We start from the raw sequence: 11,416 nt of genomic DNA, 5'->3' as shown, positions 1-11,416 counted from the left end.
TGCTTTTGAACATGCACAAAGGGAGTTTCCAATGACTAAACTTACATCATTTATCACAACTACAATTGCATCTGCGGCCATTGCCACAGGTGCATTCGCAGCTGCTCACGCATCACTGGGCGTAACAGCCTCGGACCAAGATGTTTCAGGCGGCACTGTGACGGCAGCAGAAATTACGGCTGGCGAAAATGGCTGGCTTGTTGTTCACCGTACAGATGACACCATGAAACCTGGCCCAGTTGTTGGCTATGCGCCAATCAAAGAAGGCATGAACATGGATGTGACTGCAATTTTGACTGAGGAAGTTGCCTCTGGCGACAAGCTGATGTTGATGGTTCACTCTGAAGCTGGCGGCATGAAAACAGGTGTTTTTGAATATACGCTTGGCGCTAAAGAAGATGGTCCAATCAAAGTTGACGACAAATTGGTAATGAGCGTTATTAGCGCTCAATAAGCGCCTTTAAAATCCATTCAAAAGAAGCCGCCGAAAATTTTCGGCGGTTTTTTTGTATTTAGTGAAACTAAATCAGACGCTGCCGCGTGACTACTTTTGAACATGCACAAAGCATGATTTTAGAGGAGTTATAAAATGAAATTCACGACATTAAAAACAAGCGTTGCAGCTTTGATCGTTGCAGCATCGGCTTCCACTGCATTTGCGATGAACCCAGAAGTTGGCGGCGCGCCAATGTTTGCAGACAAAAACATCATTGAAAATGCTGTTAACTCAAAAGACCACACAACATTGGTTGCTGCTGTTAAAGCTGCTGGCCTTGTTGAAACGCTTTCAGGTGAAGGCCCGTTCACAGTGTTTGCACCAACGAATGATGCATTTGCAGCTTTGCCAGAAGGTACAGTTGAAACTCTTTTGAAGCCTGAAAACAAAGATCAGCTTACAAAAATTCTGACTTGTCATGTTGTTGCTGCGGACGCGATGTCAAAAGACATCACAAAAATGATCGACGATGATGGCGGTGCTCATACTGTTAAAACAGTTGGCGGCTGTGAATTTACTGTCAAATATGAAGGTGACAAAGTGATGATCGAAGACGGTCAAGGCAATGTTGCTAACGTAACAATCGCTGATGTTGACCAGTCAAATGGTGTCATTCACGTGATTGACAAAGTTCTTCTACCTGCAAGCTAATAGCAGGGTTGCATGTTGTTCGAAGTGACTTCGGACACATCGAAAATTGCCCTCAACCTTAGGGTTGGGGGCTTTTTTATGAAAATGCAAACGCGCTTTGGACCAAACTTAAAGTTAGACTATAAACAATTGAGGAGATCGTCATGCAACGCAGAAGCTTTTTAAAATACAGCTCTATAATAGGCGCGAATATCGCGATGCTTGGCGCTGGTATCGTTTCGACGAAAGCTGCCACGGGAAAATACCCGCCTGAAGCTGGTGACATGACCTATGAGGTCACCAAAACGGCTGAAGAATGGCGTGCGATATTATCTGAAACTCAATATGGCGTTCTTCGTGAAGAGGACACCGAGCGCGCATTTACAAGTCCGCTCAATGATGAAAAACGCGCTGGCACATTTCATTGCGCAGGGTGCGATTTACCAACTTATGCATCCGAAACAAAATATGACAGCGGCACAGGCTGGCCGAGTTTTTACGACAATATTGATGATGCGGTTCGCACCAAAGAAGACAGCTCGTTTTTCTCCACGCGCACAGAAGTGCATTGCCGCCGCTGCGAAGGCCATTTGGGCCACATTTTCGATGATGGACCGGAACCAACGGGATTGCGCCACTGCTTGAACGGTGTCGCGCTCAAATTTGTGCCTGCGTAATTATCGCAGGAGCCTAATCCACCGGGCTAGGTTCAACAGGCTCATTAACGCGCCTGCAACATAGGTTAAAGCGGCTGCTTTTAGCACAGATTGGGCGACTGCTAGATCTTCGCCTTGCAAATACCCGCCCTGTTTTAAAATCGGCAGCGCTTTGTTGAAGCTGGCATCATATTCAACAGGCAGGGTGAAAAGATGCACTAGAACGCGCACGGCCAAGAGCATTATGCCAAGTGCAATCATTGCAAATATTGCGGCAGGTGCGCGCACAATGACAAAGAGTACAGGCGCAGCAATAAAGAATATGCCTGCGATCTTATCGGTCACCATGGCTATGCTAACCAATCGGTGGCGATTTTTAAGGCCGCGCTCATCGCGGTGATGCTGAATGGCATGGCCGACCTCATGTGCAGCCACAGCAATAGCGGTCAGGCTTGGGTCATGAAAGTTCTTTGATGACAGGCGCACAACACGGTCTTGCGGGTCATAATGGTCGCCGTGCTCCGTTTCTTCAACGCGAACATTTTCCACCTCAAATGTTTCTAACAGGTGACGCGCAAGTTCGCCTCCAGTGCCGGGGAAGTCAGCCCGTGGTTCACTGTGCTTTTCCATTGTGTGCTTTACCCAATATTGGGGCGCATAAATTGCAGCCAATATAAGCAAAAAACCAATTCCGGCTATTAACACCATTGCAGACCCTAAAAAGTTAACGGTTCGTTATGGAACCAATATGGGGGTTCGCGCGCTTATATAGCAAGAAAGCGGTAAATGCCGCAGATAAATTCAACAAGCTCAACACAGAAGTGAGCAAACAAGAATTGGATAAGAGGATGTTTACAGACCTTAAAATTATTGAAGCGTCAAAACGCAAAACTGGCCTTGCTGCATTTTTGCAAGCGGCTTTGGTTTCAAGCACCTTTATTGTGGGTTCGCTTGGCGTTGCACAGGCTGATGATTTATCCAATGCTTATGCCGTTGAAGGCGAAAGCGCTTATTCTGAAAGCTTTGATGAGGCGATGATTGAAGAACATCCGCTCAATGATGCTTGGATGGGCATGACTGTTGAAACCGCCGATGGCCAAGTGGCTGGTTATGTTTCAGATGCTGTCATGGCGCCCAATGGTGACATTGAAACATTGTTTATTACACCGGGCGGTGAGGGCCGTTTGAACGAAGAAATCGTTATTGATGCACGCAGTGTGCAGCTTAATGATTGGAACGTGACAACAAGCTATACGCTGCGTGCTTTAGCCAGCCTTCAAACGCCGGACGAATATTTGCAAACCGCATCACTGGTTGAATAATCATACCCAAACTGCATGAATATGAGGGGCCTTATGGCCCCTTTTGGTTATTTCGGCAATACGTCTGGCAGAAACGTTGACGGCGGGAAAGCTTCCGGTTATCGGTTGACTAACCAAGGGGAGCCCCGACAAGAGGCTGAGAGACCGCTCGCGCAAGCAGCGCGGTGACCCTTCGAACCTGATCCGGATCATGCCGGCGAAGGGATGGGAATATGCGCCTGCCCTTTGCCGGCCTCTTTGCGAGGCCGACCTATGCCAATAGCTTGCGGTCTCGCTGTCAGCCACGAAAGGGCAGCACCATGACCGAACGTTTCACCGAAATTCTCAAACAGGCCAGTGAACCAACCTGGACGATGGCCGTTCAGCACCGGTTTGTCAGCGAACTGTTCGCTGGGACCATCTCTAACAAAGTGATGACCTCCTATCTTGTGCAGGATCACCGTTTCCTCGACAGCTTTTTGACGCTGCTCGGTGCGGCGATAGCTTCGGCCGATACGTTTGAGGCACGACTTCGCTTCGGCCGTTTCGCTGGCATGGTGGCTGGCGAGGAAAACACCTATTTTCTACGAGCTTTCGAGGCGCTAAGTGTGACAGATGAGGACCGGGCGGCCACCCCTGATGGCGAGCCGACAAAAGGCTTCCAATCGATCATGAGGGAGGCCGCTGCGACCCGCTCTTATGCGGCGGTGCTCTCTGTTCTGAACGTCGTCGAGGGGTTGTATTACGATTGGGCATCACGCGCGCCAAAGGCACTGCCGGAAAATTTTGTACATGCCGAGTGGATCACTCTCCACGACAACCCTGAGTTTCAGGCGTTCGTCGCGTTCTTGCGCGCCGAGCTCGATAGGATAGGGCCAGCGGCTCCGGAAATCTCCCGCGACTTTTTCTTAAGGACTGTGTCGCTGGAGCTCGATTTCTTCAACGCTGCTTATGAAGTCGGCAAAGAACCAAGTCGGGTCTGACCTCAAGTGGCCCCTTTTGGGTTATGTAACACTTTCTTTACCAAGTTTGCACACGGCGCGTTCACCAACGGGCCGTACAATCTGTTCGGGGACTCACATTAGGCGATTGCCTAAAAACCGAATGGATGAAGCGGCTATGTCTTTGCCACGCAAAAAAAGTGTGACTTTCTTAAGCTTGATTATCACATCAGGAATCCTTGCTGCTTGCGGCACGGGGGCAAGCTGGGTGGACGGTGTGCCGACGCCAAGTGCTGGCGTGGACCAATCAACGAAGACCAGTTCGATATTTTCTTTTCCGCGTTTGGGTATTCCAGGCTTTGGTAATCGGCAGAACACTGGTTTGCCTGCCGAGGAACAGCAATGCCGCATTGCGCTTAAGCGTATGGGTGTGACATTCCAAGATATTCCAAGAATTTACGATAATGCCAGTTGCGGTATTGAGCATCCTGTTGAGGTGAGCGCTTTGGCGCGCGGTGTTGCGCTTAAGCCTGCTGCGAAATTGAACTGTCAAGCAGCGCTTGCTATGGCGCAATGGTTGCAACGCGATGCTGGCCCAACTGCACGCTCACGCTATCTTTCAGGTATTGCCGAGATTAGGCAGATGTCGTCTTATTCATGCCGTCAGATTGCACGCACAGACAAATGGTCGGAACATTCCAAAGGCAATGCGGTGGATATTGGTTCGTTTAAACTGAAAAACGGCCGCGTGATTAAAGTTGCCAAGCCAGCCTTTTTTGCTTGGCGTGAGAAGAGCTTTTTGAAATCTGTGCGCGGGCAGGCGTGTGACCGGTTTGGTACGGTGCTTGGACCGGGCGACCGCGATCACCATGACCATTTCCACTTCGATATACGCCAACGTTCAAAGACCTATTGCAGCATGTGATTGCTGGATGGGGTGGTTATCTCATATCGTGGGATAGGCCGTTACTTCGGTAAGGGCGGAATTTTGGTTGGTTTGCCGTTTGTATCAATCGCCACCATGGTAAAGCGTGCGAAAGTCACCCGTTCGCTGACATCTGTTAGATAACGCTGCGCCCACGCCTCAATGTATAAAACCATTGAGCTATTGCCGATTTTTTCAATGTCCGAATAGATTGAAAGCGTGTCGCCCACTTTAACAGGGCTGGCAAACGACATTTCGTTGACTGCGGCGGTTACAATGCGCCCGCCCGCGCGTTCTGCGCCGCGAATACCGCATGCCAAATCCATTTGTGCCATCACCCAGCCGCCGAAAATATCGCCGGCAGCATTGGTGTCGCCCGGCATGGCGAGTGTTCGGATTGTCAGTTCACCGCGCGGATTATCTGGCTTAGAATTTGGCATTGTCATCCTCCGTTTTTCGCATCGTATGTAACCGTGAAGCGAAGTCCAGAGGTTTGTACATTTAGATCAATCAATCAACATGATGTCAGTTGCGGTGCCATCATCATTTGTGTTGAGGATCACATTTGCGCCTTCAGCCAAGATTTCAAGCGGAATGCCTTGAGCAACTTTGTACTCCTTGCCATCGGCAAGCGTGATCTTCATGTTATCAAGATCTACATTTTCTACCGTGCCTTCGATTTCTGCAGCAAAAGCTGAAGCGGTTGTCGCGGCGATAATAATCAATGCAAAAGCAAATTTTTTCATCGGTCAATTTCCAATAGGTTTTGCCCGTACACAGCCGCTTTATAGGATTAAAGCGTTGCCGGACGAGGGGATGTTAGGGCTATGGAAGAATGCCGGCAAGCGGTCATTTGACGGCATATTGATGGCCGAAAAACGGCAGGCAAAATAGATTGCCTGCCGCCGAATTTATAAAATTACATCTTTTCAACAGATGTCAGCACTGTCGTGCCGTCTTCATATGTTACCTTGACTGAATCGCCGACTGCGAGCGCTGAAACATCAACCTCTGCGCCAACTGTCCATGCGGTGCCGTCCTCAAGCATGACTGTGCCTGTTGCCGGTTCAATGGCGGCTACGACACCTTCGCCTTCACCAGCAAAACCTGGCAATGTTGCGCCAAGAACAGATGCACTTACTAGGGCTGCGGATAGTAGTTTTTTCATCGTCGTGTTCCTTTTAAGTTTAACATTTAAAGATGCGCAACGTCTGAACGTTTAGGGTTGGGGGATCGAGGTGTTCAGCCGTTCCGCTCCACCAATGTGGACGATAGTGGTATTAAACTCAAATCACTTGATGTTAAAAAATCAAGTAAAAACAATGACATAATTATGCCTTATTTGGTTTCGGTTTGCCGTATTTAGGTGTGTTCGTGCGGCTTTGCTGGAAGCGCGTGAGCCATAATTCTGTTGTGAGCGCCCAAGCGGTTGGGCAAGAGCGATCACAAAGATGCAGGAGAATTTTGAGTTGATCGCTTGTTACGAAATTTGAGTGCGTCCGCGCAGCCGCAACATTGGGATAATTTCAACCGCGAGCATGGCTGCGAAGATCAATAGGCAGCCAATGTAGCCGGAAAAGCCAATGCGCTCGCCAAGAATGATTGCGCCGAAGAGGGCCGCAAAAAGCGCCTCCGATGACATGAAAATGGCAGCTTGCGGCGCGGTTGTATATTGCTGGGCAACGGCTTGAAGCGTGAAGGCGACACCGCCAGAGACGACGCCAGCGAACAGGATTTCAGGCGCTGCGGCAACAAGGATTGCCCATGACATTGTTTCAAAAAAGGATGCCAGCACAAGACCAAGTATGGCGCAGGTGAAAAATTGTGTTGTTGCCAAAGTAAACGGCGTGTTGCCGCCGCGCTGTGTGGTCAATACGCGGCCAAGAAACAGCACATGACATGCCCAAAGAACCGCGCATAAAATAGTCCAATAGTCGCCTGTTGTCAGGCCCGTGAGGCTGCCGCCAGACAAAAGAAAAATGCCTGTAAGTGTGAGCGCAGAGGCAGGCCAGATAATGGTGTGCGGCACTTGGCGCAGCACAAGCAAACCAAGCACGGGCACCATGACAACGTAAATGCCGGTCAAAAAGCCAGAATTGGTAACGGAAGTCGTCAAGAGGCCGATTTGCTGGGTTGCCAATGAGCTAAACAATATGGCGCCGAGGATTGCAAAATTGAGAAGATTTTTGCGCGTTAAAGTTGGCTCGCTCTCAGGCATTGTGCGGGCGCGGCGCTTTTGTTCCCAAATCGCAAAGGGCAGCACCGCAATCGCTGCGGCTAAAAATCGTATTCCGGTGAAAAATATTGGCTCAATTTCGTCCATCGCCGTTGATTGCGCAACGAAGCCCATGCCCCAGACAGCGCCGACAAACAGCAATAATAGATTGGCATAAATACGGCGCATGTTCAGCTGCTCCAGTCTTGTTGGGCTCAAATGAGCGAATATGAAAACTTGTTGATGTTTTGCACGCTTAGCCCTTGTTCTCAAGCGCATTTCTGCCCACGATGGTCGTCAGGTTTATACGGAACTCAAGTCGGGCGCACTGGAAGTTTCATTGTGTCTGTCCCACATAAACTTAATTGATCAACAGGTGCAATTTAGCATGACCCAATCGACGAGATTAACTAGAAATGCGACGATAGCGCTGTGGGCAATGGCCATATGCTCGATGCTTATTATTGGAATAGGGCAAAGCGCCCATGCCAACCAATTCAAGCGCGTGCGCGATGTGAATGTGGCATGCAACAATGCGCTGCTTTGTAATATCTATATTGCGAACCGGAGTGTTTCTCTCTCAAGTTTTGGTTTTAGACGAACAGCAGCACCGGATTCACCTGTGCAGATGGTGATCAGCGCTCGGCCTGCTTTGCGCGGTGGCAGTAATTTGCAAATTATGGTCGATGGCGAAATGGTGATGCAGCTTGATGTATCAAAGCTTAGCTACCGCGCTGCGACCTATGAGTATCTCTATAATGATCAGGAAAACGTGACCAAGCTGATGAAGGCTGTGCGGCGCGGTAAGCAAATTCAAATCAGCTACACAACACGTTCGGGACGCACGACAGCGCCATTTTCACTGTCAGGTATTACAGCTGGGTTTATCTTTGCCGATGAGGCTCAAGGCAGGATCGGTTCTAATAATGCGCTTATGGCGCTGAGCGCCAATGTGCCAGCCGAGGCAGATGAGGCGATTGAAGAAGTCAATATTACCAACTATTCCAGCTGGTCGGATGTGCCCGCTGATCTGCTGCCGTTTTTTGGAAAAGAAGCCGGGCGTTGCAGCAATGAAATCGGCGAGGGCCAAAGCCGCGTTGATGGCGGGTTTTCGGCAGGGCTGGATGATGGTTATAAACTCATAGCGCTGCCTTGCGGCGATGCGGGTGCCTATAATTATCCTTATGCTTTTTGGATAGAGGGCGGCGATATGTTTACGCCGCTTGCTTTGCCTGTGATGAGCAATGAAGGCCCGAGCGTGAGTGATTTAGCGTGGAATATTGTTTGGGATGGTGAAACGCGCGAACTTTACGCGTTCTTTAAAGGACGTGGTCTGGGCGATTGCGGGACCAGTAACCGTTGGACCCTTGCAGGTGAGGGCGGAACCTATCGCTTTGTGCTTGTTGAGGCGCTCGAAAAATCTGCATGCGATGGTATCTACAAAGAAGATTTATCGGATTACAAAAAGCTTTGGCCCTTAAACTGATGCGAGCCAAAGTTGATGCGAAGGCCCGAGAGGCTTGCCGCTTAGTGCGGCAGCTTTGCGGTGATCGCTTTAAGGCGCTTTAAATTCACGCCTGCATCCGAATAGCCAATTTGTGCGCGCGCATAAGCGATGAGGCTGGCCGTGCCGTCGGCATTATCAATAGCGACAAATTGATTGGTGTCTGGAAAACGCATTAGATTGCTGCGCGTCACATAGCGTGCGGCCAAAGGATCGGCACGATCATCAACGCGCTCATAGATCACGCCGCTTTCTTGAAACGCCTTGTCGATCATAATGATGAGCTCTTCAGCCTTGGCATTATAGGTTGGAAGCGTTTCATTTATTGCTGCATCAGATTTACAAACATCCGCGCTGCACAAAAGCGCATCATGTGGCTTTGTTGTGCGTTTGATATTTGTCAGATCAATCGCGCCTAAATCTGCATTGCCAAAAAATAACTGCCAGCTTTTCTCCCTTCCATAAATGATGAATGAAAGGGCCGCGATGAACACGAGTAAAACGATAATGAGAAGTATTTTCATAGCGCGTATATAAGGCGCTGTTTTTCGAATTCAAAGCCAAAACCAAAAACGCCGGCTGTTACACCGGCGTTTTTCTAAGCCCGTATGGTGGGGGGCAAAATGACGGGCTTAGTAATAGCCGCACATTGTGTGGCTAGTATCGTGTTTTTTCAGGCTGCGTGAAATCTTGGACGAGGTTTTTTGTCATGGCGATTAAACCGCCAGCCATAACCAAAAGACCTGCACCCATTGCGCCGAATATAAACAGGTTGCCGCTGTCAAATGTCAGATCGGACGCGACGTCCGGTGCGGCAAGCATTCTGGCAAGGGCCATTACAGATGCTGCACTATCCATTGTTTGGGCGCTGGCCGATGCCGTGAAGCCAATAAAAAGTACCAGATTGGCGATAAAGAATGTGCCTGCAACAATCATAAGTGAGCGGCAATAGCCGCGCTCGATTTCCTGTTCATTGTGTAACATACGCATAATTTGATCTGCCTTTTAAGCTTTTATCTTGTTGGATAAAATTTGCATCAAATTGGGGCATGATGAGGCGCGTAATTAGGCCATGTCGAGGTAAGTTTGTGGCCGTTATGTGGCAGGCAGCCAATCCAAGGTCACATGATGTGTTTGCTTAGAGACATTACTTAACCATTTGTTAATAAACGGAAAGCGCTCCATCTCAAATTTGCCAATTTCACCGGCTGTGTGCGTGTAGGCATAAAGCGCAATATCCGCAATTGTATAATCATTGCCAGCGATGAATGGCGTTTTTTCCAATTGTGCTTCCATCACGCCAAGCGCGCGGTGACCGGAAACAAGCAAAGGGTCAAGATGTTCAGGGTTACGCAAATGGGCGCGCTGCTCATATTTAAAAATGGCTTGCCGTGTTGCAATGGTGCCTTCGTGGAAGTTCTGCTCGAAGAACAACCATTCATGGACTTTTGCAAGGTCATAACGATCGACGGGCAGATAAGAACTGCCCTGTGCCAGATAGAGCAGGATAGCATTAGATTCTGCAATCAGGCGGCCATCTTCAAGCTCAAGCAGTGGCACTTTTCCATTTGGGTTTTTCGCACGGAACCAATCGCTGGTTGTTGCGCCGGAACTATATTCGCAATCAATATGTTCAAAGGCGATGCCAAGCTGGTTGAGCAGCAGGCGCACCTTATAAGAATTGCCCGATGATGGCATGGAATAGAGTTTTAGCACGCGACGTCTCCAAGATTTCAGTCAGCCGATTTTGAGCAAATCTATTGATGCCGAGCAATCGTTTTTATTTGAATGAAATCGTCAGAAATATTGAGCTTAACGCGCGACAGGATAACCGAAGGAAGGCATTGGGTAGGTCTTGGTTCCTTGAAACCATTCACTAAAATCTGCCGGAACAAGGCGCGGCATCGCAGCGGCAAAGCCTTGCACCATTTCCGCGCCAGCATTTTCGGCCATTTCGATTTGCCAAAGTGCTTCTAGCCCTTCGGCAACCACCTGAATGCGAAGCTCTTTAAAATGCGCAATAAGGCTTTTGAGTTGCTTGTAACCGTCGGGGCTATCCATCAGCTTTTTGACCATGGGGCCATCAAGTTTCACGATGTCCGGTGTCAGGTCTGCAATGCGTTCCATATTGGAAGATTCTGCACCAAAATCATCAACAGCAATGTGGTAGCCACGGGCACGGAGCGAATAGACGAAGTAATTAAGGTCCTCTTTGCTCTTGGCAGCGCTTTCGATGATTTCGCAAACGCATGCGCTCGGCATTATATCAGAGGCCCGTAATTCAGTGCCAAGATCATCAATCATTTTTTCAAATGTGGACTTGGAGGAAAGGGCGGCTGGATCAAAATTCAAAAACAGTTGACGCGCCTGCGCCGGAAGGCTCGCGGCATTGCGCACATGAAGTGTTCGCGCCACAGCTTCCACCAAACCCACTTGGTCAGGGTCAAGCTGGCCAAAGAAAGCGCCGGGCAATATGGGAGTTTCGCCTATTTGCGGGCGCAACAATCCTTCAAAAGCAACAGGGCGCAGCTTGCCGCCAATAAACCTGAATATTGGTTGAAAAGCTGATTTGAGGACATAGCCGCGATAATTGCCGACCCAAGAGCCGTCATCGGCGCGCATTAAGCAGGCTGAGACTTCTTCTTTTTCGACTGATTTATTGGCGCTGTTTTGCAAAATATCCATCCGACTCATTTGTGTAACAAGTCATGATCCCCCAATCCTTTAAATTTATGGTTAACGAATGGT

General features: G+C 49.1%; 16 protein-coding genes and 1 riboswitch. Of the genes, 7 read left to right on the top strand and 9 right to left on the bottom strand.

Annotated features, from left to right (window positions below; translation table 11 throughout):
* The first annotated feature begins 31 nt into the window (after positions 1-31).
* The 3 genes from N530_RS0112605 (at position 32) to msrB (ending at position 1,803) form a co-directional block, all read left to right on the top strand.
* Complete coding sequence (locus N530_RS0112605) at positions 32-454, top strand: hypothetical protein (RefSeq protein ID WP_026480975.1); 423 nt, start codon at positions 32-34, stop codon at positions 452-454.
* Between the two features lie 135 nt (positions 455-589).
* Positions 590-1,147, top strand: coding sequence for a fasciclin domain-containing protein (locus N530_RS0112600; RefSeq protein WP_026480974.1), 558 nt, complete (start codon positions 590-592; stop codon positions 1,145-1,147).
* A 143-nt stretch (positions 1,148-1,290) separates the two neighbouring features.
* The gene (gene msrB, locus N530_RS0112595) at positions 1,291-1,803 is read left to right on the top strand and encodes a peptide-methionine (R)-S-oxide reductase MsrB (RefSeq protein ID WP_026480973.1); all 513 of its coding nucleotides are present in this window, start codon (positions 1,291-1,293) and stop codon (positions 1,801-1,803) included.
* Here msrB and N530_RS0112590 read toward each other — a convergent pair whose 3' ends face one another.
* Positions 1,804-2,490, bottom strand: coding sequence for a zinc metallopeptidase (locus N530_RS0112590; protein ID WP_026480972.1), 687 nt, complete (start codon positions 2,488-2,490; stop codon positions 1,804-1,806).
* Between the two features lie 140 nt (positions 2,491-2,630).
* Here N530_RS0112590 and N530_RS0112585 point away from each other — a divergent pair, with 140 nt between their 5' ends.
* The 3 genes from N530_RS0112585 (at position 2,631) to N530_RS18115 (ending at position 4,949) form a co-directional block, all read left to right on the top strand.
* Positions 2,631-3,104 (top strand): PRC-barrel domain-containing protein, encoded by a 474-nt coding sequence (locus N530_RS0112585; RefSeq protein WP_155851990.1) that lies wholly within the window; start codon positions 2,631-2,633, stop codon positions 3,102-3,104.
* Positions 3,105-3,210: 106 nt separating this feature from the next.
* Positions 3,211-3,326: riboswitch (TPP riboswitch) on the top strand.
* A 77-nt stretch (positions 3,327-3,403) separates the two neighbouring features.
* A complete protein-coding gene (locus tag N530_RS0112580) occupies positions 3,404-4,066 on the top strand; it encodes a TenA family protein (protein WP_026480970.1) in 663 nt (220 codons plus the stop codon).
* A 136-nt stretch (positions 4,067-4,202) separates the two neighbouring features.
* Positions 4,203-4,949 carry an extensin family protein gene (locus N530_RS18115; protein WP_162150959.1) on the top strand — a complete coding sequence of 249 codons (747 nt, stop codon included), beginning with the start codon at positions 4,203-4,205 and terminating at the stop codon, positions 4,947-4,949.
* Between the two features lie 41 nt (positions 4,950-4,990).
* Here N530_RS18115 and N530_RS0112570 read toward each other — a convergent pair whose 3' ends face one another.
* The 4 genes from N530_RS0112570 to N530_RS0112555 all read right to left on the bottom strand — a co-directional run bounded on the left by N530_RS0112570 (position 4,991) and on the right by N530_RS0112555 (position 7,353).
* Complete coding sequence (locus tag N530_RS0112570; RefSeq protein WP_026480969.1) at positions 4,991-5,395, bottom strand: acyl-CoA thioesterase; 405 nt, start codon at positions 5,393-5,395, stop codon at positions 4,991-4,993.
* 60 nt (positions 5,396-5,455) lie between these two features.
* Positions 5,456-5,695 carry a DUF1344 domain-containing protein gene (locus tag N530_RS18110; protein WP_035267114.1) on the bottom strand — a complete coding sequence of 80 codons (240 nt, stop codon included), beginning with the start codon at positions 5,693-5,695 and terminating at the stop codon, positions 5,456-5,458.
* A 173-nt stretch (positions 5,696-5,868) separates the two neighbouring features.
* Positions 5,869-6,117 carry a DUF1344 domain-containing protein gene (locus tag N530_RS0112560; protein ID WP_018690024.1) on the bottom strand — a complete coding sequence of 83 codons (249 nt, stop codon included), beginning with the start codon at positions 6,115-6,117 and terminating at the stop codon, positions 5,869-5,871.
* Positions 6,118-6,429: 312 nt separating this feature from the next.
* Positions 6,430-7,353: a DMT family transporter gene (locus N530_RS0112555; protein WP_026480968.1), complete on the bottom strand. Its 924-nt coding sequence runs from the start codon at positions 7,351-7,353 to the stop codon at positions 6,430-6,432.
* Positions 7,354-7,552: 199 nt separating this feature from the next.
* On the opposite strand from N530_RS0112555, the gene N530_RS18695 reads away from it, so the two are divergent.
* Entirely contained in the window at positions 7,553-8,650 is a 1,098-nt protein-coding gene (locus tag N530_RS18695) for a DUF1176 domain-containing protein (protein ID WP_081773963.1), read from the top strand.
* Between the two features lie 41 nt (positions 8,651-8,691).
* Here N530_RS18695 and N530_RS0112545 read toward each other — a convergent pair whose 3' ends face one another.
* The 4 genes from N530_RS0112545 to N530_RS18100 all read right to left on the bottom strand — a co-directional run bounded on the left by N530_RS0112545 (position 8,692) and on the right by N530_RS18100 (position 11,353).
* Positions 8,692-9,192: a DUF1499 domain-containing protein gene (locus N530_RS0112545; protein WP_026480967.1), complete on the bottom strand. Its 501-nt coding sequence runs from the start codon at positions 9,190-9,192 to the stop codon at positions 8,692-8,694.
* A gap of 133 nt (positions 9,193-9,325) precedes the next feature.
* Positions 9,326-9,658: a hypothetical protein gene (locus N530_RS0112540; RefSeq protein ID WP_026480966.1), complete on the bottom strand. Its 333-nt coding sequence runs from the start codon at positions 9,656-9,658 to the stop codon at positions 9,326-9,328.
* A gap of 105 nt (positions 9,659-9,763) precedes the next feature.
* A complete protein-coding gene (locus N530_RS0112535) occupies positions 9,764-10,384 on the bottom strand; it encodes a glutathione S-transferase family protein (RefSeq protein WP_026480965.1) in 621 nt (206 codons plus the stop codon).
* A gap of 96 nt (positions 10,385-10,480) precedes the next feature.
* Positions 10,481-11,353, bottom strand: coding sequence for an EAL domain-containing protein (locus N530_RS18100; RefSeq protein WP_051540938.1), 873 nt, complete (start codon positions 11,351-11,353; stop codon positions 10,481-10,483).
* Positions 11,354-11,416 lie beyond the last annotated feature (63 nt).

It is taken from the genome of Ahrensia sp. 13_GOM-1096m (genome assembly GCF_000620605.1).
In the GTDB taxonomy this organism is placed as follows: domain Bacteria; phylum Pseudomonadota; class Alphaproteobacteria; order Rhizobiales; family Rhizobiaceae; genus Ahrensia; species Ahrensia kielensis.
Note: the sequence above shows the minus strand (reverse complement) of the source record. Positions and strands in the feature narration are given on the sequence as shown.

Coding starts and splice junctions, on each gene's coding strand:
- N530_RS0112555 (WP_026480968.1), bottom strand. CDS start 7,353: ATGCGCCGTATTTATGCCAATCTATTATTGCTGTTTGTCGGCGCTGTC.
- N530_RS0112600 (WP_026480974.1), top strand. CDS start 590: ATGAAATTCACGACATTAAAAACAAGCGTTGCAGCTTTGATCGTTGCA.
- N530_RS0112545 (WP_026480967.1), bottom strand. CDS start 9,192: ATGAAAATACTTCTCATTATCGTTTTACTCGTGTTCATCGCGGCCCTT.
- N530_RS0112605 (WP_026480975.1), top strand. CDS start 32: ATGACTAAACTTACATCATTTATCACAACTACAATTGCATCTGCGGCC.
- N530_RS0112560 (WP_018690024.1), bottom strand. CDS start 6,117: ATGAAAAAACTACTATCCGCAGCCCTAGTAAGTGCATCTGTTCTTGGC.
- N530_RS0112570 (WP_026480969.1), bottom strand. CDS start 5,395: ATGACAATGCCAAATTCTAAGCCAGATAATCCGCGCGGTGAACTGACA.
- msrB (WP_026480973.1), top strand. CDS start 1,291: ATGCAACGCAGAAGCTTTTTAAAATACAGCTCTATAATAGGCGCGAAT.
- N530_RS18695 (WP_081773963.1), top strand. CDS start 7,553: ATGACCCAATCGACGAGATTAACTAGAAATGCGACGATAGCGCTGTGG.
- N530_RS0112540 (WP_026480966.1), bottom strand. CDS start 9,658: ATGCGTATGTTACACAATGAACAGGAAATCGAGCGCGGCTATTGCCGC.
- N530_RS18100 (WP_051540938.1), bottom strand. CDS start 11,353: ATGGATATTTTGCAAAACAGCGCCAATAAATCAGTCGAAAAAGAAGAA.
- N530_RS18115 (WP_162150959.1), top strand. CDS start 4,203: ATGTCTTTGCCACGCAAAAAAAGTGTGACTTTCTTAAGCTTGATTATC.
- N530_RS0112585 (WP_155851990.1), top strand. CDS start 2,631: ATGTTTACAGACCTTAAAATTATTGAAGCGTCAAAACGCAAAACTGGC.
- N530_RS0112590 (WP_026480972.1), bottom strand. CDS start 2,490: ATGGTGTTAATAGCCGGAATTGGTTTTTTGCTTATATTGGCTGCAATT.
- N530_RS0112580 (WP_026480970.1), top strand. CDS start 3,404: ATGACCGAACGTTTCACCGAAATTCTCAAACAGGCCAGTGAACCAACC.
- N530_RS18110 (WP_035267114.1), bottom strand. CDS start 5,695: ATGAAAAAATTTGCTTTTGCATTGATTATTATCGCCGCGACAACCGCT.